Origin of the sequence: Acinetobacter sp. ANC 4173 (assembly GCF_004331255.1) — a bacterium.
In the GTDB taxonomy this organism is placed as follows: Bacteria; Pseudomonadota; Gammaproteobacteria; order Pseudomonadales; family Moraxellaceae; genus Acinetobacter.
The window spans coordinates 110,408-136,126 of the sequence record NZ_SJOF01000008.1; the positions used below are offsets into that span (position 1 = coordinate 110,408).

At 38.4% G+C, this 25,719-nt stretch carries 22 protein-coding genes and 1 pseudogene; 13 read left to right on the forward strand and 10 right to left on the reverse strand.

All coding sequences use genetic code 11. The annotated features are described in order from the left end of the window. The first annotated feature begins 136 nt into the window (after positions 1–136). From E0H94_RS10985 to E0H94_RS11005, 5 genes are all read left to right on the forward strand, one after another. Positions 137–457, forward strand: coding sequence for an ArsR/SmtB family transcription factor (locus tag E0H94_RS10985; protein WP_016168045.1), 321 nt, complete (start codon positions 137–139; stop codon positions 455–457). A gap of 78 nt (positions 458–535) precedes the next feature. Continuing rightward, a complete protein-coding gene (locus E0H94_RS10990) occupies positions 536–2,269 on the forward strand; it encodes a SulP family inorganic anion transporter (RefSeq protein WP_131326568.1) in 1,734 nt (577 codons plus the stop codon). A 228-nt stretch (positions 2,270–2,497) separates the two neighbouring features. Next, complete coding sequence (gene sstT, locus E0H94_RS10995) at positions 2,498–3,691, forward strand: serine/threonine transporter SstT (protein WP_131326569.1); 1,194 nt, start codon at positions 2,498–2,500, stop codon at positions 3,689–3,691. Positions 3,692–3,743: 52 nt separating this feature from the next. Further along, positions 3,744–4,412 carry a YoaK family protein gene (locus tag E0H94_RS11000; protein WP_131326570.1) on the forward strand — a complete coding sequence of 223 codons (669 nt, stop codon included), beginning with the start codon at positions 3,744–3,746 and terminating at the stop codon, positions 4,410–4,412. Positions 4,413–4,429: 17 nt separating this feature from the next. Beyond that, complete coding sequence (locus tag E0H94_RS11005) at positions 4,430–4,966, forward strand: DUF2058 domain-containing protein (protein WP_131326571.1); 537 nt, start codon at positions 4,430–4,432, stop codon at positions 4,964–4,966. A gap of 56 nt (positions 4,967–5,022) precedes the next feature. Here E0H94_RS11005 and E0H94_RS11010 read toward each other — a convergent pair whose 3' ends face one another. Next, positions 5,023–7,179, reverse strand: coding sequence for a TonB-dependent siderophore receptor (locus E0H94_RS11010; RefSeq protein WP_131326572.1), 2,157 nt, complete (start codon positions 7,177–7,179; stop codon positions 5,023–5,025). Positions 7,180–7,463: 284 nt separating this feature from the next. Here E0H94_RS11010 and E0H94_RS11015 point away from each other — a divergent pair, with 284 nt between their 5' ends. After that, positions 7,464–8,747, forward strand: coding sequence for a mechanosensitive ion channel family protein (locus E0H94_RS11015; RefSeq protein ID WP_227548579.1), 1,284 nt, complete (start codon positions 7,464–7,466; stop codon positions 8,745–8,747). A 106-nt stretch (positions 8,748–8,853) separates the two neighbouring features. Here the strand turns inward: E0H94_RS11015 and E0H94_RS11020 are convergent, their stop codons facing one another. The 4 genes and pseudogenes from E0H94_RS11020 to E0H94_RS11035 form a co-directional block, all read right to left on the reverse strand. Beyond that, on the reverse strand, positions 8,854–9,174 hold the full coding sequence (locus E0H94_RS11020; RefSeq protein WP_131326573.1) for a hypothetical protein: 321 nt from the start codon (positions 9,172–9,174) through the stop codon (positions 8,854–8,856). 117 nt (positions 9,175–9,291) lie between these two features. After that, positions 9,292–9,902 (reverse strand): annotated as a pseudogene (locus tag E0H94_RS11025) (LysE family translocator). Positions 9,903–10,184: 282 nt separating this feature from the next. Further along, positions 10,185–10,379, reverse strand: coding sequence for a hypothetical protein (locus E0H94_RS11030; protein ID WP_131326574.1), 195 nt, complete (start codon positions 10,377–10,379; stop codon positions 10,185–10,187). A gap of 212 nt (positions 10,380–10,591) precedes the next feature. Further along, a complete protein-coding gene (locus E0H94_RS11035; RefSeq protein ID WP_131326575.1) occupies positions 10,592–10,819 on the reverse strand; it encodes a hypothetical protein in 228 nt (75 codons plus the stop codon). A 298-nt stretch (positions 10,820–11,117) separates the two neighbouring features. Between E0H94_RS11035 and E0H94_RS11040 the strand changes: the two genes are divergently transcribed. From E0H94_RS11040 to E0H94_RS11060, 5 genes are all read left to right on the forward strand, one after another. Further along, a complete protein-coding gene (locus tag E0H94_RS11040; RefSeq protein WP_131326576.1) occupies positions 11,118–12,971 on the forward strand; it encodes an ABC transporter ATP-binding protein in 1,854 nt (617 codons plus the stop codon). Continuing rightward, on the forward strand, positions 12,971–13,423 hold the full coding sequence (locus E0H94_RS11045) for a MaoC family dehydratase (RefSeq protein ID WP_131326577.1): 453 nt from the start codon (positions 12,971–12,973) through the stop codon (positions 13,421–13,423). Before E0H94_RS11040 ends, E0H94_RS11045 begins: the two co-directional genes overlap by 1 nt. Positions 13,424–13,565: 142 nt before the next feature. Continuing rightward, on the forward strand, positions 13,566–14,594 hold the full coding sequence (locus tag E0H94_RS11050; RefSeq protein WP_131326578.1) for a helix-turn-helix domain-containing protein: 1,029 nt from the start codon (positions 13,566–13,568) through the stop codon (positions 14,592–14,594). Positions 14,595–14,664: 70 nt separating this feature from the next. After that, on the forward strand, positions 14,665–15,039 hold the full coding sequence (gcvH, locus tag E0H94_RS11055; protein WP_131264932.1) for a glycine cleavage system protein GcvH: 375 nt from the start codon (positions 14,665–14,667) through the stop codon (positions 15,037–15,039). 257 nt (positions 15,040–15,296) lie between these two features. Then, entirely contained in the window at positions 15,297–16,472 is a 1,176-nt protein-coding gene (locus E0H94_RS11060) for an MFS transporter (protein ID WP_131326579.1), read from the forward strand. A gap of 51 nt (positions 16,473–16,523) precedes the next feature. On the opposite strand, the gene E0H94_RS11065 is transcribed toward E0H94_RS11060, so the two are convergent. The 4 genes from E0H94_RS11065 to E0H94_RS11080 all read right to left on the reverse strand — a co-directional run bounded on the left by E0H94_RS11065 (position 16,524) and on the right by E0H94_RS11080 (position 21,556). After that, positions 16,524–17,567: a 3-deoxy-7-phosphoheptulonate synthase gene (locus tag E0H94_RS11065; RefSeq protein WP_131326580.1), complete on the reverse strand. Its 1,044-nt coding sequence runs from the start codon at positions 17,565–17,567 to the stop codon at positions 16,524–16,526. A gap of 440 nt (positions 17,568–18,007) precedes the next feature. Beyond that, on the reverse strand, positions 18,008–19,150 hold the full coding sequence (locus E0H94_RS11070; RefSeq protein ID WP_131326581.1) for a fatty acid desaturase family protein: 1,143 nt from the start codon (positions 19,148–19,150) through the stop codon (positions 18,008–18,010). Positions 19,151–19,174: 24 nt separating this feature from the next. Next, a complete protein-coding gene (locus E0H94_RS11075; protein ID WP_131326582.1) occupies positions 19,175–20,200 on the reverse strand; it encodes a flavin reductase family protein in 1,026 nt (341 codons plus the stop codon). A 240-nt stretch (positions 20,201–20,440) separates the two neighbouring features. Next, positions 20,441–21,556 carry an S-(hydroxymethyl)glutathione dehydrogenase/class III alcohol dehydrogenase gene (locus tag E0H94_RS11080; protein WP_131326583.1) on the reverse strand — a complete coding sequence of 372 codons (1,116 nt, stop codon included), beginning with the start codon at positions 21,554–21,556 and terminating at the stop codon, positions 20,441–20,443. A gap of 122 nt (positions 21,557–21,678) precedes the next feature. Between E0H94_RS11080 and E0H94_RS11085 the strand changes: the two genes are divergently transcribed. Further along, positions 21,679–23,232, forward strand: a complete 1,554-nt coding sequence (locus tag E0H94_RS11085; RefSeq protein ID WP_131326584.1) for a phospholipase D family protein — start codon at positions 21,679–21,681, stop codon at positions 23,230–23,232. A 41-nt stretch (positions 23,233–23,273) separates the two neighbouring features. Here the strand turns inward: E0H94_RS11085 and E0H94_RS11090 are convergent, their stop codons facing one another. Then, positions 23,274–24,716, reverse strand: coding sequence for a PLP-dependent aminotransferase family protein (locus E0H94_RS11090; RefSeq protein WP_131326585.1), 1,443 nt, complete (start codon positions 24,714–24,716; stop codon positions 23,274–23,276). Positions 24,717–24,854: 138 nt separating this feature from the next. Here E0H94_RS11090 and E0H94_RS11095 point away from each other — a divergent pair, with 138 nt between their 5' ends. Further along, positions 24,855–25,718: a DMT family transporter gene (locus E0H94_RS11095; protein WP_131326586.1), complete on the forward strand. Its 864-nt coding sequence runs from the start codon at positions 24,855–24,857 to the stop codon at positions 25,716–25,718. Position 25,719 lies beyond the last annotated feature (1 nt).

Consider the following 25,719-nt stretch of genomic DNA (forward strand, 5'->3'; position numbering starts at 1 on the left):
ATGCCGTAATCAGCATTATTTATAAGAAAATCTGATAATTGTTTTCATTAAAAACCATCTAGATTGAAATTTTAGCTACATCTAATCTGCACATTGTACGCTTATAATAGTAAGCTGATTTTAATGAGACGTACCAATGGAAAATGATTTTGAAATTACATCGATGCGAAATTCCGCTGAACATGTGGTGAGTATTTTAAAATCACTGGCTAATACGGACCGTTTACTCATTTTATGTCATTTGGCAAAACAAGAACTGAATGTTTCGCAAATTGAACAAATCACGCAAATTACTCAGCCTACGCTGTCTCAGCAATTGATGATGTTAAGAAAAAGTGATGTGGTCAGCACACGCCGTGACGGTAAGCAAATCTTTTATTCGATTAAAGATGAAAAATTAGTACAGGTACTGCAAACTTTATATGAACTGTATTGTACTAAGTCTGTATTAAGTTAAATAAAATCATTATTCTATTTTCTTTCTTGTTGTGATTTCTGTGCATAATATATTTAAAGTTGCGCTTTAGATCAGCCTATGTCTAATTCAAAGAAATCATATTCAAAATATTTTCCAGCTTGTATTTGGCTTGCAGATTACAATTTTTCCAACTTTAAATCTGATTTGCTTTCCGCAGTCATTGTAATTGCCATGTTGGTACCACAAGGCATGGCATATGCCATGCTCGCAGGCTTACCTCCGATTATAGGTTTGTATGCTAGCATGTTGCCCATGATTGTTTATGCATTCTTTGGCAGTAGCCCTACACTTTCGATTGGCCCTGTGGCTATTATTTCGATGATGACCTTTGCCACACTAACGCCATTTTTTGAGGCAGGTTCAGAAGCATATATTCAAGCAGCCTGTTTACTGGCGATGATGGTCGGGATTATTTCTTTCTTATTGGGCATCTTCAAATTTGGTTTTCTCATCCAACTGATCAGCCACCCTGTCATTCATAGCTTTATTATTGCATCGGCATTACTGATTGCTTTGGGGCAAATCAAGTTCTTACTGGATATCCCCCTTCAATCAAACAATATCCCTGAACTGATCATCAGCTTTTATCACAATATAACGCATGCACATTTGGGTACTTTGCTATTTGGCGTGGCAGCCATGCTGTTTTTAATTTATATGCCCAAATTGCTAAATTTAGGTCATATCCAACAACGTTTTAAATTTTCAGGCTTTTTGATTAAAGCGATACCGCTGCTTCTCGTGGTTTTGTCTATTACTTTGGTTTCTGTTTTACAACTTGAACATGTAGGGATTAAAACGGTAGGTGAAATTCCATCTGGCTTTCCACCTTTAAAGCTTCCCAACTGGAATTGGGATTTAGTACTGCAACTTCTTCCTGGCGCAAGCATGATTGCCATGATTAGTTTTATCGAATCGCTTTCAATTGCTCAAGCAACAGCGTTACAGCAACGTAGTGCTTTAAATAGTAATCAAGAGCTAATTGCATTAGGACTTTCGAACTTGAGTGCAGGCATAAGTTCTGCCTTTCCAGTCACTGGAAGTTTGTCACGTACCGTCGTGAATGCCGATGCAGGAGCAAAAACACCTATGGCGGGTATTTTATCTTCCTGTTTTATAGTCGTTGTCAGCTTATTCTTTACTGGATTTTTTAAAAACCTTCCTGTGGCTATTCTGGCTGCAACGATTATCGTTTCAATTTGGAAGCTAGTTGATTTAAAACCCTTTTTTGAAACATGGCATTATTCTAAAGCAGATGGTATTGCCATGTGGATTACATTTTTTGGGGTTATTTGCATTGATATTTCTACAGGTTTAATTTTAGGGGTTATTTCAACCTTTCTGTTAATGCTCTGGCGTATTAGTCGTCCGCATATGGCTGTGATTGGTTTGGTTGAAGGTACACAGCATTTTCGGAATCAGCAGCGCTATCCTGTTAAAACAGTCGACTCTATTCTTTCCTTGCGGATAGATGAAGGTTTGAATTTTTTAAATGCCAGTAGCTTTAAAAGCTTTTTTATTAATGCAGTCAGTGAAAAGAAACATGTGCAATTTGTGATCGTAAATTGCTCTGGGGTCAGTAGTATTGATTATAGTGCGTTAGAGGTTTTGGAAGAATTAGATGCTGAACTGCATAAACTCAATATTCAACTGCATCTTTCCGAAGTCAAGGGACCTGTAATGGATAAACTGATTCATTCCCGACTTTATGAGAAGTTAGATGGACGCATTCATTTAACCCATTACCAAGCCATTCAGGCTTTAAATCCAGAATTTTTAAGTTTAACTTGAAAAGCTAAGTAAATAATTTCAAAGCTGTTATTTCAGATTGGCTTCCTTCAGAAAGGTATTTTTTGCAATAAAATTCGGTTTTTCCTTGTTTTAAATCAAAAAATATCAACTTTAAAAAGAATAAGTTAGTTTTTATATCAAAATATCTTTTATCCATTTTAAATTTTAGGTATAGAATTGCTCACTTAATTTTATTCTCTGCCCTCGTAGTACTGACAAGGTCAACCTATGTTTTCAGCTTTTGCGCGTTTAAGTTTAGTTACGCGAATCCTCATCGCCATTATTTTAGGGATGGCAGTTGCCTTCTTGTTCCCAAATGCTGCTCCTTATTTGAGCCTTTTAGGTGACCTATTTATTAAGGCCCTAAAATCTGTTGCACCTATTTTAGTTTTTGTATTGGTGATGGCATCCATCTCCAATTTTAAAGTTGGACATAGTGCAAATCTTCGTCCAATTATGATCTTATATGCAGTGGGCATGTTGCTAGCTGCGTTCAGTGCTGTGGCTGCGAGCTTGGTCTTCCCAAGTACTTTATTTTTGGACGTTCCTGCACAAGGTGAATTACAACCACCAGGAAATTTGGCAGAGATTTTAAAGAATTTACTTTTAAGTTTTATTGCAAACCCTGTTACAGCAATTAGCGAAGCCAACTTTATTGGTATTTTAGCTTGGGCGATTGCTCTTGGTTTAGCCTTCCGTCACGCACATGACAGCACCAAAGTATTTATTGCAGATGCGGCAAATGCTGTAAATCATGTCATCCGTATTGTGATTAACTTTGCACCAGTCGGTATTTTTGGTTTAGTCGCAGTCACATTTGCAGATTCTGGTTTAAAAACATTATCGACGTACGCTCAACTTTTAGCTGTATTGCTTGGAACAATGTTCTTTGTTGCATTGGTCATTAACCCAATTTTAGTTGCTTTAACAACTCGTCAAAATCCTTACCCGCTTGTATTGCAATGCTTACGTGAAAGTGGGATTACTGCATTCTTTACCCGTAGTTCGGCTGCCAATATTCCTGTCAACCTTGATTTGGCAAAACGTTTAGGGGTAAATGAAGCGACAGCCAGTGTTGCCATTCCTTTAGGGGCTACTGTGAATATGGCAGGTGCATCGGTGACCATTACCGTCTTAACTTTAGCAGCAGTCCATACTTTAGGTATTTCAGTTGATTTTACCACCATGATAATTTTATCTGTTGTGGCTTCAATCTCGGCTTGTGGTGCATCGGGTGTTGCGGGTGGCTCATTATTACTAATTCCAGTTGCCTGTGGTTTATTTGGTATTTCTTCTGATATCGCAATGCAAGTGGTCGCTATTGGTATGGTGATTAGTGTTCTACAAGACTCAACTGAAACGGCATTAAACTCATCTACAGATGTTTTATTTACTGTAGCAGTTGATCGTGCATCACGTTAATATTATTTTATAAATAATAATTTAGACATTTATTGGATGGTTGTATCGCGATATGCCATTTCAAACTTTACCGTTTTGGATGCAACTAGGGGCATTCTTTCTCGCAATTAATGCGGGCATGATTAACGTACTCGGACTGGTCACGGTATTGCACCAGTCTGTTTCTCACATGACTGGAAACGTGAGTATGTTATCGATGGCTATTGTCCATTGGGACCCTGCTTCAATTCTCTATCTCCTTCTGGTTATCCTCTGCTATGTCGCGGGGTCTTGCTATAGCGGACTTATACTTGGAAATAGCACGTTCCAACTGGGTCGACGCTATGGTATTCCATTGAGTCTAGTTGCTCTCTTTATCCTACTGTGTTGGCTCATTTTGCCCTATTTACCGCGTTATGCTTTGTTGTGGGCTTGCGCGGCTATGGGAATCCAGAATGCAATGGTCAGTCATTACAAGGGGACTATTATTCGTACCACCCACTTATCTGGTGTTCTCACCGACTTGGGGCTTGCCTTAGGTTACCGATTGATAGGTTTAAAAGTTGGGCAGCGGCGAATAATTTTGCATTTACTCATTTTATTTGGCTTTCTGCTAGGTGGACTGGTTGCAAGCCTGATTTATCCTTATTTAAAATTAAACGCGTATCTCATTCCAGTCGGTTTAAGTTTCTGCTTAAGTCTGGTGTACTGGATCATTTACTTTCAATATCGTCATCATTAACCCTTTTGGAATTTATTATGGTTAAAAATGCTTTACAGGCACAGTTATTAAAAGCGGGTCTGGTAGACAATAAAAAGGCAAAAAAACTGTCTAAACAGGCGGTGCATGAGCAACGCACTGGACAAAATGACGATGCTGAGATCAAAGCAAAAATTGCCCAAGACAAACAAGATAAAATGGCAAAAGATCAAGCCCTTGAGCAAGAAAAGAAAAGTATTTTACAAGAGAAAGAATTAAAAGCCTCAATTGTGCAAATGATTCAGCAACATAAAATTAAAGATGTTGCTGGTGATGTGGTCTATCAATTTATTGATGAAACCAAAATCAAAAAAGTGTATTTACAGCAGCAAGTGTATAACGCATTGGTATCTGGCAGTTTAGTGATTGCCAAAGATCAAGACAGTTATGCATATTTGCCTAAAGCACTGGCAGATCGCATTAATGAAAAAATGACGGGCTTTATTATTGTGAACAATTCTGAAAAGAATGAAGAAGTGACAGATGAAGAAGATCCGTACGCGGCTTATGTGATTCCAGATGATTTAATGTGGTAATCAGAATCAAAAGGGCGTCATCTAGACGCCCTTTTCAATAATGATAAAAAATATCTTTAGAATTTCATCGTTGCTTTTAAAACAGCTTGTCGCGCATCACCTTGTGAAACCGTTAAATTGCTGACGCTCGCGGTGTAATAGGTCGTATCAAAGAGATTATTGAGATTGAGTTTAAAGTTGACATCTTGCTTGGCAATTCGAGTGTCGTAACTAACAAAAGCGTTGGCTAGTGTATAGTCTGGTAAAGTAAAGCTATTTTCAGTATCCCCAGCTCGCTTACCAACGTAATTACCACTGAGTCCCATTCTTAGGTTTCCAAGACCCAATTGGCCATAATCATAAGTAAAACTTAAAGAAGCGGTATTTTTAGCCACATTATTTAAGCGATTGCCAATTAAATCTGTATCTTCATCCTGTAATACCTTGGCATCGGTATATGCATAGGTGAATGTGGCATCAAGCTGATCGGTAATTTGCCCCGTCACATCAAGCTCCAAACCCTTAGACCCCACTTTACCTGAGGTATGTAGTTCATTTTCGCCAGTTTCAACATTAGTTACACTCGCCAAAACATTGCGTTTTTTAATGTCATATAAGGCAAAATTAGCTTTTAAGCGTTCGTCTAATTCATACTTCAAACCAACTTCATAGGATCTGGCTTGTTCTGGCTGTACATCTGAATCAATTTGACCACCACTTAACGGCGCAATTGAAGAGTTGGGTTTCAATGACTCGGTATAACTGGTGTATACGGATAACTGATCATTCCATTTATACACTAAACCTGCACGTGGTAACCATGCATCATCATTGGTATTGGTATTAATGCTGAATGGTCGTCCTCGTCCTGCCATTTGCTGATAATGCGTATATCGCCCCCCTAAAACGGCAATCCACTGATCTGTTAGATGAATGGCATCTTGTAAATAGAAGCCATAAGTGTGCAATTTATCGGTTTGTTCACTGGCATTTGCATCAATACTGCTAGACGCAGTCACTTTGCCAAAAACAGGATTTAAATAATCAAGGGTGCTGTTACTGCCTCGAACCATGTTTGGTCGATAATATTTTCGGTATTCGATATCAGAACCAATTTGAAGGTCATGTTTAAATCCGAGCGCATTAAAGTGCCCTTCTAAATACGCTTGACCCGCACTATCAACACTCTCAGCACCCAATGTACCATCGGTTCGTCGTGTGACTGTATGATTAGTGGTATTCAGTTTGGTAATACGTAATTGATTTGCATCATAGGTTTCATAATTATAGCTATAACCTAAATGTGCTGACCATTGATCATTGATTTGATGATCGACACTCACTTGAGCCAAATGGTCTTCACCATTGGTCTGATTAAAGGCTTCATCTAAACGAGTATATTTTGAAATTGGCAAAGCTTTATTGGTAGCCAAGTCAAAAACTGTCGTACGGTCAAAAGGCACATCAAAATCACGATATTGATAGCTCAAGTTCACTTGAGTTTGACCATTATCCCATGCCAACGATGGTGCAATTAAAGTTTGCTGGTTATAACCAAAATTGCGCCAATAATCTTGGTCTGAATAATCTGCAATGAAACGGTAAGCAAAATTACTCTGACCAATAGCACCTGTGGTATCTACGCTGCCACCTAAACCATTTTTGCCATTTCCAAAGCTTGAACCATAAATAGAAACTTCAGATGCTTGTTCACGTTGCGGTCTTTTCGTCACCACATTGACCACGCCACCAGGGTCCATAATGCCATATAAAAGTGATGCAGGCCCTTTAAGTACCTCAACTTGCTCAACCGCAGCATTCATTGCACGACCTTGTACAATTGGCATGCCGTTAATCATAATAGAGCCATCACGGTTATCACCAAAACCCCGTTTCATTACCGTATCTTGAGTTCCTGCCAACGTGTTACCTTGCGTAATCCCACTGACTTGAGTCAATGCAGCATCTAAAGTTGCAGGCTTAAAATCTTCAATATATTGATTTGAAACCACATTCACCGTTTGTGGTGTTTCCAAATTCTTTTGTTGTCCTTTTAAGGTACTTGCCGTTTGCTGCCCTATTTTCTTATGTTCGGCCTGTTTTGCAGTTAAATGAATGGTTTCTAATATTTCAGATGTCTGTATCTCGGCTGCATAAACCCAGACTGAGCTGAGTGTCGTGGTCAATCCTAAAAAAACTTTAATGCTTAGGCTCAGTGGATGTAATGATTTCACTAGGTTGTAAACTCGATTTGGGAGGGGGTGTTTTAAATTTTGTGCATATTCTAGCGCCAGCCAATATTAATGAGAATACTTATTATTTATCTTATGTAATTTTTTTAAATAATTTTTACTATTGTTCAATTATTTTAATCAAATTAGAAAAATTCAGACTGTTTTTTAGCCTTTACAGACCCTTGAGAAAATCATGCTATGTTTAAGAAATGTTATTCAACTTCATTCCGAAGCGGTTAATTTATAAAATATAAATCGATTAAAAATTTGCATTGAGGAAAACTTTGCCGCATTTTACTTTTATTGAACGTATTACAGCGTGGTCAAATCAATATGCTTGGTTAGATATGTCTTTATCTTTAAGCCTATTGATATTACTTGCGATTTTAACCAATTTTATTGCGAAAAAAATTGTTGTTCGCGGTATTCGTAAAGTCATCTCCAAACTAAAATTTGCCAATCGTGATATCGTTACTCAACATCATGTCATTCGTAGAATTGCCAATATTGTTCCTGCCTTAGTCATCATGAACGGTATTGTGACAATACCTCATTTATCTGAAAAATTGATTAGCTTGGTACAAATGGCGACACAAGCTTTTATTTTTCTCACCTTCGCGCTTGCCATCGGTGAAAGCTTAAATATCTTTAATGCGATTTATCAACGCAATCCAAAGTCCAGAAACAAGCCTATTAAAGGCTATTTGCAGTTGGTGAAACTGGTCATTTTTGTGGTCTGTGCTTTGATGATTATTGGCACATTTTTGAAAAAAGATGTCTTTACGCTACTCGCTGGTTTTGGTGCCATGGCAGCCGTATTGATGTTGGTGTTCCAAAATACCATTTTATCCTTGGTGGCTTCTGTACAGATTTCATCTTACGATATGGTCCGCATTGGCGATTGGATTGAAATGCCTTCGTTAAATGCAGATGGCGATGTCATTGATATGTCATTACATACAGTTACTGTACAGAACTTTGATAAGACGTTTACCACCATTCCCACCAATAAACTGGTGACGGATACCTTTAGAAATTGGCGTGGTATGGCACAAGCAGGTGTACGTCGTATCAAACGCTCGATCTTTATTGATCAGAGTAGTGTTCACTTCATGAGTAATCACGAGCAACAAAAATTGAAAGATTTCTTATTATTGGATCAATATTTAAATAGCAAACAAGAAGAAATAGAAGAGTTTAATTTGCAACTCTCAAATCAGGCCATTTATAACCAACGTCGTCTGACCAACTTGGGGACATTTCGTGCCTATGTCGAGTTTTACTTAAAACAACATCCTGGTATCACACAACATCAAACTATTATGGTGCGTCAATTGCAACCAACCAGCGAAGGCCTACCTCTGGAAATTTATAGCTTTGCCAACACCACGGTATGGAAAGACTACGAAGCCATTCAAGCCGATATTTTTGATCATTTAATTGCAATTTTACCTGAGTTCGGTTTAAGAATTTACCAAGCGCCGTCTGGTTCAGACATGAACGCATTGGCACAGCATTTTGCTCAAACAGCACATGATATAAATCGTTTTACATCGCATAGTGAATAACTTTTATCCCCTCACTAAGAGGGGATTTTTATTTCGGTTCAAGTCGAGTTATAAATAGGTAACGACTCGATCTATTTGCATTTTATAACTTCTTGAGTCTTAAAAACTATTCACTCACTTCAGCGTGTTCACAATAATCAAAATATTCTAATTTAAAACTTTCTACGGCTTGCTGCTTTTGGGTTTCATTTGGAAATATTGGGAGATCATAGGCATCTTCTACAATTGCCTCATACAACTCCTTTGCCCCATCTTCATATTCAAGTGCAATACTTTTCTGGAGGCTGAGCGGAACTTCATCTTGTCTTTCTTGCATCACATTCTCTGCAACAATCGCAATTGCTTGACAAAAGCTAATGCTATCTTGAACAGAGGCAAATAACGCTCCAGAATACAAACAGCAGCAACACATTATTATTTTTTTCATAATGCACCTGTTTTATGTGCTTTAGTTCAATTTTAACAAGTGGAATGTGAAGCTGCTGTAATTTCTTGTTGGGCTAAAATGAAAGTATTGCCATCTTATTTTGTTTCATAACTTTAACTAACGCTTGCTCATTACAAGCTTTAGGGCAAATAACAAGAAAATAGTTCCTGTAATTTGATCTAAACGTCGAACAATTTTGGGTTGTTTCAAAAATCTGGAAATTGGCTGCATCATAAAAATAAGTATGCTTGACCAAAGAACCCTAGCACAACATGTATGGCAACTAGTCCCATAACCCAAATAAAGGGGGTGACATCATTTGGAATGAACTGCGGTAAAAAAGTGATATAAAAAAGCCCAACCTTGGGATTAAGAATATTGCAAAAAAATCCTTTTAAAAACCAATTGGGTGTTCTTTGTATGTTGATGTTGTTTTCTAGACTACTACGTGGTTTAACCAACAACTGTAATCCTAACCAAGCTAGATAAGCGGCTCCAAACCATTTTAAGACATTAAAAGCGAGTTCAGAGGTTGCCAATAATGCTCCCAACCCACATGCAACAATAATCCCCCATACCATGCATCCGAAGTTAATGCCTAAAGCGGTTTGAAAAGCCTTTTGACGGGTTTCAAGTGTGGCTGTACGAATAATTAACGTGGTATCTAAACCTGGGGTAATGGTCAAAATAACGATTGCAATTGTATAAGGGATGAGTATTTCAAACATATCTGACTCACTTTTTTTCAAACAGACTCAATACGGCGTGGATGCATATATATTGAGCAAAATTTATGAGTAAACTCACGTAAAAATGAGTATTACCATAAAGTCGATATAAGCACTTAAAGTATTTTAAAAAATTTAAATGCAGTTGCCGCATTTATATTAATCTTACGCAACGTAATCATCAATTTGTTAGTCAGATATTCATATTCAATGAATAAGGTCTACCTGAGTAGACCTTTATAGATGTTCTTTTATAAGTGAATAATGCTCAAAATAATAAAACTAATGCGTATTTGTTACTTCCCAAACAGAAGTCACTTCAGCACCATCTATGACAAAATCAACAATTAAACCATCAATCGGTAAATTATTAGGATCGCTCCACTGCTCTACCGCAAAATAAAACCACTCACCACACTCATCACGAATCATGCCCAATTGTGTTTGAGAATCGTATCGTTCTACACTTCCTCTCATATTGCCACCTTTATTATTGATTCAATTATTTAAGTTAACAATTACAGGGTATTAAAGTTATCAACAAGCCTGTATCGATAAAAATTTTATCATTATTTTCCAGAAAAAATACGACTTTTTTCACATTTTTCTAATAATTATCGACGGCGTATTCCATATTAAAATATATTTCTATAGAAATAACCGATCATTATTTTCAATTCAATTCCCAGTTATTTCACTTGAAAATAGTGTTTATCCGTAACCAAAGTAATTCTGAGTTTTTTATAAAATCTATGGATTGGATCTTCATTTCCTTTCATGATTTGATCTGCGAATTTATCATCTTGCATGAGTACCGCATAAGTTTTATAACCAAAAACTAACTCACTCGGTATTTTTCCAGTTTGTGTAAATTCGTCAATTTGCTTGTTTATTTTCTTTACAGATAAATCATTCATGTGTTTTTAAAGTTTCGGATTAGGCTTACTTTTTTATAATTGAAAAACATGACAAAAATGTGAACATCAACACCTTCCGTGTTAGCCGACTTTATGATGGTGCGTTAGATTGATATGGATTACAATGAATTCAAGCAAATTTCGGTTGTACTTTTACATGTGAATTAAGGATAAATGAACGTTTTCATCTTCCTCATCCATTATCTTTGAAAATATAATCCCGATTTTTTCTTGTAAAAATTTTATTTATCTTATTGTCATTTCTAAATTATGCAATTTTACCAAGAGGTTAATATTAATGCTTAGATGGTTCGAAAAGCGTGTAGATCCCTATCCTAGTAAAGGTTTAAAAGATCCACTGCCTACAACTTTCTTTGCATTTGTCTGGAGTGCATCTAAAGGTATACGCCCTTACCTGCTTATTTTAGTGCTTTGTACCGCAGGTGCTGCAAGTTTTGAAGCCTTGTTGTATGCCAAAATTGGCGACTTAGTCAATTGGCTCAGTAAAAGTCAACCTGATACATTCTTGGCACAACATCGTCAAAATTTAATACTACTGAGCATGATATTACTGGGGAATATCTTTTTTGCTAACTTCCAGTCCATTATTAAACATCAAATTCTGTTTAGTAGCTTTCCCATGCGGCTGCGTTGGAAGTTCCATAATTTATTATTACAACAAAGCCTTGATTTTTTTCATAATGATTTTGCAGGGCGACTTTCTGCCAAAGTCATGCAAACAGCGCTTGCAGTGCGCGAGTTTTGGATGATTTTGGGGGATATGCTGGCTTATGTCCTGATCTACTTCTTTACAGTCAGTATTGTACTCGGCTCAATCTCCCCATTTCTGATTATTCCCCTATTGGTCTGGTTGGCTTTATTCCTGCTTGCAGCATGGTATTTCATTCCACGACTCAGCAAAATTTCCAATGAACAAGCCGATGCTCGTGCGGTAATGACAGGTCGTGTAACCGATGCCTACACCAATATTCAAACGGTAAAACTGTTTGCCCATGCCGGCCGTGAAAGCCAGTATGCCAAGTCATCCATGCAAGAGTTTATGCGAACAGTCTATAAGCAAATGCGATTGGGTTCAGGTTATGAAATAAGCATTAACTCGCTCAGTATTGTGCTTTATACCGGTGTACTTGGAACAGCTTTATGGTTGTGGATCGAAGGTCGTGCAGAGCTGGGCATTATCGCGGCAACGACTGCCATGATTTTAAAACTCAACAGTATTGCCGAATTTATGATGTGGCAAACATCTGCTTTATTTGAAAATGTCGGCACCATTCAAGATGGTATGAAAACATTAGGGCGTCCGATTAGTATTCAGGATAAACCGAATGCAACTACGCTTGAGGTGAAACACGGCGAAATTAAGTTTGAAGATGTCTGTTTTGCCTACAATGAAAAAAATGTCATTGATCACTTTAATCTCACCATACGTCCAGGTGAAAAAATTGGTATTGTCGGGCGTTCTGGTGTTGGTAAATCTACGCTGATTCAATTGTTATTACATTTTTATACCCTTAACCAAGGGCGTATTTTAATTGATGGGCAAAATATAGAGGACGTAAGCCAAGACAGTCTGCGTAAAAGTATTGCTTTAGTCACACAAGATACATCGCTATTGCATCGTACCGTTGCAGAAAATATCAAATACGGACGTCCAGATGCCAGTGATGCAGATATGTATGATGCAGTTCGTAAAGCCAAAGCAGAGGATTTTATTCCGCAACTGACTGACCTTCGTGGTCGTAAAGGTTATGACGCCTATGTGGGCGAACGTGGAGTAAAACTTTCGGGTGGACAACGTCAGCGTATCGCCATTGCACGAGTATTTTTAAAAGATGCTCCGATTCTAATTCTTGATGAAGCCACCAGTGCCTTAGACTCTGAAGTTGAAGCTGCAATTCAGTCCAGTCTGGATGATTTAATGCAAGATAAAACAGTTATTGCAATTGCACACCGTCTTTCTACCATTGCGCAAATGGATCGTCTGATTGTCTTAGATCAGGGTCGAATTGCTGAACAAGGTACGCATGATGAATTGGTTGCTTTAAATGGTATTTATGCGCAATTATGGCAACGTCAAACTGGTGGTTTTTTAATTGAACAACATGAACTGAAAAATAAGGATAGTGCTTGATGTTGTATTTAGAAGATCTACACGTCGGTGATCGCTTTATTAGTCGTGCCTATGAAATGACTGTCGATGAAATTAAGCAATTCGCGCATCAATTTGACCCGCAGCCTTTTCATACCAATGAGGTAGAAGCGGCTAACCATCCAATTTTTAAAGGTTTGGCTGCCAGCGGTTGGCATACTTCCGCAGTCACCATGCGACTTTGGACAGAATGTTTTCCTGTAGCGTATGGCTTAATCGGTTCCGAAGCGCAAGTACGATGGCCTAGGCCGACCCGTGTAGGTGACCAGATCCATGTTGAGGTAGAAATAACCGAAATTAAACTGTCAAAATCAAAACCTGATCGAGCTATTGTGAGTTATACCACCGAAACACTCAATCAAAATGGTGAAGCAGTATTACTAGGCAATACCAAAATTTTAGTGTTTAGTAAAAACTATCAACCTGATCTTTAAAAGATGATGGTTCTAAAATCATTCGTGGTTTTAGAATCCACTTTATCTAATTTGTCGAACAATTTATCAGGCGTGTACTTATGTTTCATGCCAATATAAAAACTAACTGATATAACAACATTAAACGTGCAATGGATCGCGCATGAATACTATTTCGTCTAGACAAGACCAAGGAATTCCGGGAGTCTATGGTCTGTTACTTTTAGATGTCGTGTCACGCTGGGGCTATAATGCAGATACTTTATTTGCTCCATTCCAGCTCAATAGTGAAAAATTAGCGGAGCCAGATTTTCGAATCTCGACGTCAGTTGCCAATGCATTAATTCAACATGCCTTGATCCTGACCGGTGAATCAACACTTGGTTATCATTTAGGTACGCAAATGCGTATTTCTATCCATGGTTTTATTGGTTATGCCATTATGACTGCAAATGATATTACCGATGCGCTTGTCCTCGCCAACCGCTTTGTGCAATTACGATTGCCCTTCTTACAAATCTATTTTTCTACTTTCGCTGAACAAGCAACTTTGCAGCTTCGAAGTGATGTCAGTATAGAACCCTTACGTTCAGAAATTTGTATTACGTTAACCATTGGCATTATTTCTATGGCCAAAGCCATGACAGGTGTCACAGATTTGGGCGGTGAGATTGATTTTGATTTTCCCCAACCCGAAGGTTTTGAACGCTATATTACCAAGTTTCCAAATCATCAGTTTCGTTTTGATCAACCCCATTTATTGATGAGCTTTGATAAAAAATACCTCGCATTAAAAATGATGAATGCTGACCCGATTGCGAGCCAAATTGCAATTAACCAATGTGAAGCCGAACTTTCGGCTTTAGGTGAACGCAGACGGCTCTCTATGGCGGTTCGCGACATTTTGACGCATTCAGAGCAGCATTATTTAAGTATTGAAAATGTAGCATATCGCTTACATATGTCTGATAGAACCTTGAAGCGCCAGTTAGCGACCGAAGGAACCTCCTTTTCAACAATTGTCGATGAAGTTCGCTACCGACATGCAACGTCGCTACTCTCCCGAACAGATTACACTCTTGAACAAATTGCAGATGAACTAGGCTATAGTGATGTTGCCAATTTCAGTCGTGCTTTTAAAAGATGGAGTGGACGTAGCCCAAGTAATTGGCGTAAAGATCCATACCTATAAGCCTTTTGTTTTTAGGTAAAAACATGTATAAAGCATGACAAAAATAAATGAATACTTTTGAGGAGTCATCATGAATCATCCTTCAGATTTGAAATATGCGAGCACGCACGAGTGGGTGAAAATTGAAGGTGATCTTGTTGTAACTGGGATTTCAGACCATGCGCAGGATGCCTTAGGCGATTTAGTTTATGTCGAAATGCCAGAAGTGGGACAACAAGTGACGGCCGGCGAACAAGCGGGTGTTGTTGAATCTGTGAAAACAGCTTCTGACATTCATGCGCCTATTTCAGGTGTTGTCGTTGAAGTGAATACAGCACTGGAAGACGATCCTGACTTTGTAAATGACGCACCCTATGGCAAAGGTTGGATTTATAAAATCAAGCCAAATAACATCGATGATGTAAACACATTGTTGTCTAGTACGGACTATGAAGCAGGACTTTAAGTTATCCACGCTTCTTGAAAATCAGCTTTCGGGCTGATTTTTTATATTTAAAACTCGCTAATAATCAAATAATGATAATTTTATTAAATATAAGAAATATTAATATAAAAAAATATATCAAAATATCAATTTACTTTATTTTTCTTCTTTACTTGGTTATGATTAAACCTCATCTTCATGACCTTGGTATGCGCAGGGAATACATAAAATAGTGATAGCCACATTGTCGTGATTCCCTTTCTACTTCTGGGTCAATTATGTCACATTCATCTACAATTCAGCTTTGGAATAAGTCTTTTATACTGTGTCTAGCCAATAACTTATTTCTATTTATCTTTTATTTCGCGCAAACCACAATTCTACCCATCTATATTTTACAAGACTTACATGGCAGCCTTGCTCAAGCTGGATTAGCCATGACTTTATTTATGGTATCTTCTATTGCGGTACGCCCTTTTAGTGGATTAATCATTGAAAAGTTTGGTCGAAAAAAAACACTTTTTATCTCTGAGCTTTTGTTCTGTTTATTTTCCGTTGCCTATATCTTTGCAGATAATCTAGAGGTTTTACTCTGGCTACGTTTTTTACATGGGATTTGGTTTAGTATTTTAACGACAGTTACTGTTCCGATTGCCAATGCATTCATTCCAGATTCACGCCGTGGCGAAGGTATGGGCTATTTCGTCATGTCAGTCAACTTAGGGATTGTCTTAGGTCCATTAATTGGTTTATCACTCATTCAACCATTATCCTATGCTGTTGTTGCAAGTATTCTCGCTGCAATTGTCTGTCTCGGTTTTATCTTCTGTTTTTTAATCCCTATTCATACCACTACTTCGAACACGCTAGCTCCACAAAAAAGACAACTCTCCATTCATGATTTTATTGAGAAAAAAGCGCTGCCTGTTTCTATTATGGCGATGATGGTTTCATTTGCTTATGCCAGCATCATGTCATTTATCTCGACCTATTCCGCATCGAAAAACTTACTTGCTTATGCCAGTCTATTTTTTATTGTTTTCGCAATTTCGATGATTAGCTTGCGCCCTTTCACTGGAAAAATTTATGACCGTAAGGGGCCAAGCTATGTCATTTACCCAGCTTTAGCTTTGTTTTCAGTAGGGCTTATTATCTTAAGTCAAATCAATAGCTTAATTGGATTTATACTCGCAGCTATTTTTATTGGGATGGGATTCGGCTCAGTACAACCCTGCCTACAAACACTGGCTATTCAACGTGCGGCACCTCAACGAATTGGTCATGCAACATCCACCTTTTTCACTTTTTACGATTTGGGCATTGCATTGGGTTCAATACTATTAGGGATTCTAATCACAGCACAAGGTTATAGCATGTCCTATATCTTATGTGCGATCATCGTATTACTGAGCCTATTGTTTTATAAATTCTGTGTGGTCACGACCACAAAATAGCATACAAAATTAAGCCCCTGATTTCAGGGGCTTTTTACAATCAATATTTTATTATTGTGGTTTTCTTAATTGCTGTGCAGCTTCTAACAATAAGTGTTCAGTTTGTTCCCAACCAATACAACCATCTGTTACAGACTGACCATAAATCATGTCGCATGAAATCTTTTGATTCCCTTCGACCAAATGACTCTCTAGCATAACCCCACGAACATTGGTTTGCTCACGCTCACTCACAATTTGACGGAGCACCTCTGACTGCAATTTTGGCTTCTTATTGCTATTACCATGGCTGCAATCGATCACTAAAGCAGGTAAAACCCCTTTGGTTTTAGCCTTAATTTTGTTGATTTCTTCTGCCTGATAGTTCGGACCGGTATTTGAGCCACGTAAAATTAAATGTGCCAGTGGATTACCATGAGATTGAAGCATACAAGGTAAACCGGACTGACTCATTCCCAAGAATTGATGCGCATTTGAAGCCGATTGAATGGCATCTAAGGCAATTTGAATAGAACCATCAGTGCCATTTTTGAAACCAATGCTGTAGGGCATTTGGCTCGAAATTTCACGATGAATTTGTGATTCACTGGTGCGAGCACCAATCGCTCCCCATGCCAATAAATCATCAAAATAAGCTGTAGCCATTGGGCTTAAAATTTCGCTCGCAATTGGCAAGCCCATTTCAATAATGTTTAAATATAACTGACGAGACTGTTCCAAACCTGACTGTAAATTGGATGAACCATCTAAGTCAGGATCATACATAAAGCCTTTCCAGCCCACTGTGGTGCGTGGTTTTTCAATATAAGCACGCATTACTAGAAAAATTTGATCAGAAACTTGCGCTTGTAATTGTTGTAGTTTTTGCGCGTATTCCAAAGCTGCGACAGGGTCATGAAGGGAACATGGTCCTGTAATCACCAATAGTCGTGAATCTTCACCAGATAAAATATTTTGAATAATTTGACGATGTTCGGCAATCTGAGCCGCAAGTAGTGCAGAAAGAGGAAGTTGTGCTTTGAGTTGCTGAGGCAAACTCAATAGAGCTTCTTGTGTATTCGTTTGATGTTGTAGTGCAGTATTTAAAGCATTCATTGGTCTTTCCTTTGGACTGTCTGTTCAGTCCGATCTTTTATTTGTGCGTTTTGGGTCTATGGGATGATAAGGATTGAGTCATAAACTGACTAAAGTAAAACCAATAACCGTTACTAAAATATGAAGTGTTAAATGCGTACATGTGAATCTCCTAAAAATTTATAAAAAACAAAGCATAAAAAAACCTGACCGGGGTTGCCGATCAGGTATCAACTGGTGGGCAACCTTATTTTGCCCAAACGCGTTCAGGCAATTAGCTAAACTGCCAGAAATAAAAATAAGCGTTTGCGATTAAAGGTTGCTTTAACATCTTTGTTTCATCAAAAAAGTATCTGAAATTTAAAATACGCCTTATTATTGCCTTTGACAACCTTTATTTTAGGAATAATAGTTATGTCTAGAACAACTTTTACTTATCAATTCATTGAATGATCGAGATTTTAAACCCATCGCTTCAATTTATTTTGCATGGTCAGTTTCAACTGCTCCTTCCAGTCATTGGGTAATGAACTTTTGGCAAGTCGAACCCAAACGCTTGCAAACTGTTTGGTGAAACTGGCTTCGCTGTAATGAATTCCATACTCAGCACACAATGCTTTAATTTTTGGCGCTACTTCTGCATAACGATTGGCGGGCATGTCTGGAAATAGATGGTGCTCAATTTGATGACTTAAATTACCACTTAAAATATGTAGCCCTTGCGTGCCCGAAAAATTACTCGAACCCCGAATTTGACGTAAATACCACTCTGCCCGAGTTTCATTTTCAGTATTGTCTAACTCAAAGGTTTCAGCATCTTCAGTAAAATGTCCATTAAAGATCACTGCTGATGCCCATAAACTACGGATCACATTGGCTACGGCATTGCCTGCAAATACTGGAATAGCATTTGGTCCCGCAATCAATGGAAAAAAGACATAGTCTTTAATCACTTGGCGCGTTACTTTTTTGCGTAATTTGACTGAATCTTGCCAAACTTCACGCCAGGTTTTGGTTTTATATACATAGACATCTTCCAGATGTAGGTTTTGCACACCCACATACCATTCAAAAAAAACCATGAGCTGAATAGTCAACGGAATGTTAAATAAAAATCTTGGCTCCCAAGGTTGGCTTTCACTTACTCGAATGAGTCCATAGCCGACGTCGTGGTCTTTTCCAACAATATTGGTATATGTATGATGTACATAGTTATGGGTATATTTCCAATCATCGCCTGTTGCGATGGTATCCCAATCATAGTTTGCACCATTTAGGCTTGGGTCATTCAGCCAGTCAAACTGACCATGCATCACGTTATGCCCCAACTCCATATTTTCAACAATTTTAGAAATCCCCAGTAGCCCTGTCCCCAATAACCAAACAGGTGGTAACCAGCCAGCGAACATCAACATACCGCGTGAGGCAATTTCACTATAGCGGACAAAATTTCGGATTTTATAGATATAAGCGGCATCATGCTCACCTAAACTTTGCATCGTTTCACGGCGAATGGCTTCGATCTTCTCTCCAAAGGACTGAATTTCTTCATCCGTTAGATACCGAGATTTGCTATTGCTTTGGAAATTAACGGGTTTATTCATTTTATTTGTCCCTACATTAAACTTTTATAAATTAATCACAACTGGGCTAATCGCCTGTGAAATGCACAGTTTGATCTGAGTATTACACTGCTCATCAATTTCGCCTGTGAGCACATTTCGAACAGCCCCTTGTACTTTGGTGCAGGAACAAGTATTGCAAATACCCATACGGCAGCCATGTGCGGGTTTAAGCCCTGCTTTTTCAGCACTTTCCAACAAATTATCTGTTGCTAAAAATTCCTGCTGCGCACGGAGGAAAGTCACAGGTTGTGCTTCGAGTGTTTGATCAATCTGGATTTTAAAATATTCTGTCTTGAGCAAATGCGAGATACTTTGATCGGTATAAAGCTGCTGCACACACTTCATCATGTTATTCGCACCACAGGCATAACACTCACGCTGCTGATAGTCTGGTACGAGTTGCTGAAGTAGTGACTCACTAAGATGTTGCTTATTTTTCAATGTGTTAAATGAATGATATTTAAACTGTGGATATTGTGCTGCTAAAGCTTCTAGTTCTGTGTGGTAGGCAGTATCACGGGTAAAATATATCAAATCGATAGGATGCTCTGTGCTTTTCAGCGCCTGTTTGACTAAAGCATAAATGGCGGTAATACCACTCCCTGAGGCAAGGAATAAGTTTGCTTGATTCGATTGTGGTTTAAATACAAACTCGCCCTGAGCTTGAGAGATTTCAATGACTGCGCCTAAAGCTAAGTCGGTTACAGCTCTTGAAACAGATCCCTGTTGTTTTATGGCAATCAGCACATCACCATTGTCGAGGATGTCGACTATAGAATAACTGCGCTGTTGACGTATGCCTGCAATTACAACCGTGAGCAAAATACTTTGCCCTGCAAGCACTTGAGTGCTATTAAAGTTTTGATTTGGTCGTAACTTTAACTGAATAAAATCATCACTTAATGCTTTACGCGCAATGATTTGAGCCTTAATTTTTTTCCACGCCCAAATTGGATGAATTTTTTCTGCGATAAAATCGACAAAGTCTTCGCGTATCCACTCTGGCTTATATTGCACATGATTTCCCATAATTGTACCTATCTGAATCAATCTATATTTTTATACAACTGTCTTTTATTGCTGAGTTTACAATAAATTTAACTGTGGTAGTGCTCTATGTCAGATGAGGACAAAACATATCATTTGGCATTTATTATCATTTTTTGTCTAACAAAAGTTACTTCTTGCCAATCTACTTACATAAAAATTTTAGATGTAGATAAAAAAAGACCAAGCATTTGCTCGGTCTTTTGTCGTGACTAGACTAACTTATTCAGAAAAATGAACGACTGAACGGATGGATTTTCCTTCATGCATTAAATCAAATGCTTCATTAATTTTGTCTAAGCCCATGGTATGGGTCACAAAAGGTGCCAGTTGAATATCGCCTTTCATCGCATCTTCAACCATGCCTGGTAGCTGTGTACGTCCTTTTACGCCACCAAAAGCTGTACCCATCCATTTACGCCCTGTAACCAATTGGAATGGACGTGTTGAGATTTCCTGACCCGCACCCGCTACACCAATAATCACTGATTGTCCCCAACCTCGGTGTGCACATTCCAATGCTGAACGCATGACGTTGGTGTTCCCAATACATTCAAATGAATGATCCACACCCCAACCTGTCATTTCAACAATCACTTGCTGAATTGGTTGTTCGTAGTCTTTAGGATTTAAGAAATCCGTCGCACCAAACTGTTTCGCTAATTCAAATTTGTCAGGATTCATATCTACGACAATAATACGACCTGCTTTCGCTTGCTTCGCGCCTTGTACTACGGCTAAACCAATACCACCCAGACCAAATACAGCAACTGTGTCACCTTCTTGTACTTTGGCTGTATTATGTACAGCGCCAATCCCTGTCGTTACACCGCAGCCCAATAAACACACGTGTTCAGGGTTGGCTTCCTGATTAATTTTTGCCAAAGAAACTTCTGCAACCACAGTGTATTCACTGAAGGTAGAACAGCCCATATAGTGATAAATTGGCTCACCATTATATGAAAAACGCGTCGTACCATCTGGCATTACACCTTTGCCCTGAGTTGCGCGAACCGCAACACAAAGATTGGTTTTACCTGATTTACAGAATAAGCATTCACCGCATTCTGCGGTATAGAGTGGAATAACATGATCCCCAGGTTGAACACTGGTTACGCCTTCACCAACCTCTACAACAATACCTGCACCTTCATGCCCCAATACAGCAGGAAAAACGCCTTCCGGATCATCACCTGATAGAGTAAACGCATCGGTATGGCATACACCCGTATGGGTAATTTTAACCAATACTTCCCCTTTTTGAGGTGGTGCAACATCAATTTCTACAATTTGAAGTGGCTGTCCTGGCGCAAAGGCTACGGCTGCACGTGATTTCATGCCATGTTCATCCTTATATCGATATTTAACAGATGGACTACAGTAACCGCTTTTTAAGCCTTAATTCAACCATAACCGCATGATAATATGTATTTATCTTGGTAATAATGAATTAGAACAAGATGCAAAAAAATACCAGATATTTCTCTTTATTATTATGTGCAAACTTAGGTTTACTCACGGCTTGTAGCCTTCCACCAAACCAGGCAAAGAAAGAATCTGCTTCAAACTACCACACGGAACATTGGATACAACACCAAAATGTTGATGCCCAACTCCAGCAAGGACTTACTGCCTATTTAGCATTAGATGATGCATTTATGAGTATCGCATCACGTATTCATTTAATACGAGATGCGAAACATACGCTTGATTTGCAATATTATATTTGGGAAGACGACTCCTTAGGTCATATGATATTGGCTGAACTATTAAAAGCAGCAGATCGCGGTGTTAAAGTCCGCCTCATGATTGATGATCAAAATGGCACCAAATTAGATCCGTTACTTGAAAAGTTAGTTACACATCCGAATTTCGAAATCAAACTCTACAACCCTTATAAATATCGAAATTTTAGGGTTATTGATTATGCTTTTCGGTTGAAACAGATCAATCATCGTATGCATAACAAGCTAATTATTGCCGATGGTGCCATTGCAGTGACTGGGGGACGTAATATTAGCCGCGAATATTTTGATGCAGGTCATGATTTTCAATTTACCGACATGGACATCTTGTTCTTTGGTAATGCAGTAAAATCTGCCAATCAAATTTTCATTAACTTCTGGAATAGTGAACTGAGTTATTCAGTACAACAACTGATTGGGGTTGGATCGGCAGATGAACTGGCGCAACTTCGTAAAAATTATGCGGTGAACGATCATGAAAAAGAACGGTTCATTAACCAACTAGATTTGGCGCAGAAACACATCATGGCTCAATTGCAGGAACGTCAGGTTGAATGGGTTAAAGCACAATTTTTGGCTGATGATCCAGAAAAAACGCTGGGCAATATTGCTCAAGATAAATTGCTGTATTCTCAACTCAAACATGCAATGGGTATTCCTAAAGAACATTTGGAATTGGTATCGGCTTATTTTGTACCCACTAAAGAAGGAGCTGCTTTTCTTGCTGATCTTTCACATCAAAATATTAAAGTTCGTGTTTTAACCAATTCTTTTTTAGCCAATGATGTGGCTTTGGTCCATGCTTTCTATCAAAAATATCGGAAAGAGCTGCTTAAAAATGGCATTCAACTTTATGAGTTTAAACCTGATATTCAACGAAAACAGCGTACTTGGTATGAGGTATTAACAGGTAATGCAATTCCTGCCAAAGGAAAAAGTTCGTCAAGATTACATGCCAAATTTTTTGGTGTAGATGGCAAAGTTTTTATTGGTTCATTTAATTTTGACCCACGCTCTGTGAACTTAAATACTGAAGTGGGCTTGGTGGTCGAATCGGATCATTTACAAAACCAAGTCACACATGCGATGGATCGTTACTTACCCCGGATTGCATACGAATTAAAACTTAATCCTCAAGGTGAAATTATTTGGTTAGAACATCATGAGAATGGTCAAGTGACTGAATATAATGTTGATCCGCACACCACAAAGTTTCAGCGTTTTACTTTTAAAAGTTTGTCTTACTTACCGATTGAATGGATGATGTAATGACAAAATCATTACATCATCCATTTTCGCATCAAAAAAGCTTAATTCGATTGTGTTTCATTGTTGTTGATCAACATTTCGGAATTAGGTTTTTCATGATCAAAACTAAAACTATCCATCACTTGCGCAATGATCTCAAATATTTGGGGATTCATACACTGCGCCACATTAAAACGCATTAAATGTTTTGCACCTTCTGATTGGCTAAAGGCATGTCCTGGAGCAAGAATTAATCCACGTTTTAAACAACGTCGTGATAATTCTGCTGCATCAATATCTGAAGGCAGTTTACACCATAAGAAAATTCCAGCTTTAGGAATGAGTATAGGTTCTATACGCAGTTGCCTTAATCGTTGAATGCACAATCCCATACTGGTATTGAGTTTCTTTTTTAATGACTCGATGTGTTTTAAATATTGACTATCCATAAGTGCTGCAAATACAATTTCCGCATTTAAATGTCCACTACTAAAATTAGTTGCTATTTTTAAATCAATATATTTTTCAATATCTTGCTGACTAGAAACAATATAACCGCAGCGCAGCGAAGCGGTTAAAGTTTTAGAGAAGCTGCCAATTTGAATCACCCGCCCTAAACCCATAAGTGTGGAATATCGTGGTGCGGGAACATATTCAAATTCTGAAAAGATATCATCTTCCACAATCAATAGATTCGCTTGATCTGCTAATTTGGCAACTTGATAGGCTCGTTGTATAGATAAAGTCGCACCTGTCGGATTATGAATTCCAGAGTTGGTTAAATAGAGTTTAGGTTGATATTGTAAGGCTTGTTCAAAACATTCAATATCAGGACCTTGAGCTGTAAATGGAATGGCAATGGCCTGTAAATGGTGGGCTTGAATCAAGGCTTGAAAATTAAAATAGCATGGATCATCGACTAGAATGACGTCCCCAGCTTTCAAATGCACACGAAAAATTAAGTCGATAGACTGAGTCCCAGAATCTGTAATTAAGATTTGTGAGGGTTCAACTTGTATTTCATATTGATTATTTTTACGGGCAATCCATTGCCTTAAGCCCAGATGACCATGCGGTACAGGATACTCTACCAGCATCTTTATAGATGATTTCGCTGCATGTTTGAGAGCTTTACGTAAACTACTTTCAGGCATCCACTCTGGAGGTAGCCAGCCGCAACCGGGTTTAAGCGTTTCCTCATTCGCATCCAAAGATTGGCGCGAAATCCATAAAGGATTAATTTCTCGATCATATTGAACATGATGTTCTGCTATTTTCTTCGTTTGCATCTGACCTTTAACATAAAACCCTGAACCTGCTCTTGCCTCAAGTACACCCTCAGTAACTAAACGTGCATACGCTTCCACAACTGTCGAAATTGAAAAATTCAGATCTTGCGCTAAACGCCGTACCGAAGGTAAGCGCGCACCAGCAACAAAACGTTGGTTTGAAATTTGGGATTTGATTTGTTCCATCACAATATCAATTTTGCTTTGCGTATACATAGCTGAGTATTCAAGTTAATAGATCACTGACAATACAAATTGTATACCAATACAGTTATTTAAGATTGTACTGGATTGTATCTGTTTAGAGCTTCTCATTTGGCATGTAATTGAGCTATATATAAATGAGATTTGAACATGAAGCAAAGTAATATGGGGTGGATACATGGCTTTCTAGGTATGGTCATTTTCGCAGGCTCTATGCCTGCTACACGTCTTGCGGTGGTGGGATTCAGCCCAGAATTTCTCACAGGCGCTCGTGCTGTGATAGCTGCTGGACTCGCAATGTTATGCCTTCTATTGTTTAAACAACCCTTTCCAACCTTTAAACAAATCAAATCTTTAATTGTAATTGCATTTGGCGTTGTGTTCGGTTTTCCATTTTTCACAGCACTTGCTTTAGAACACATGACTGCGGCACGTGCCCTTGTTTTTGTGGCATTACTTCCTTTAGCTACCGCCATTTTTGCCGTGTTACGTGCAGGCGAAAGACCTTCGAGTAAGTTTTGGCTTTCTGCAATCATAGGCAGCAGCTTTGTTGCCATATTTATGTGGTTTCAAGATCAGCAAAGTTTTCATCTTAGTGCTGATCTATATATGCTGATTGCTGTATTGGTTTGTGGTTTAGGCTATGCCGAAGGTGGACAACTCTCAAAACAGCTCGGTGGTTGGCAAGTCATTTGCTGGGCATTGATTATTGCGTTACCTTTAATGTTGTTGTTATTTGGAATTTATTATCCTGACAATTGGGCATCTATTCCTCTTACAGCATATGCAGGATTGTTCTATGTTTCCCTATTTAGCATGCTGATTGGTTTTGTGTTTTGGTACAAAGGTTTGGCATTAGGCGGCGTTGCACGTGTTGGGCAAATTCAACTATTACAACCCTTTTTGGGGCTCATACTTTGCACTCTAGTACTTCATGAATCTATCGATTTTGCTATGATTGTCGTGTGTTTCGCCGTCATTATATGTGTCTTCTATGCCAAAAAGTATGCTTAAA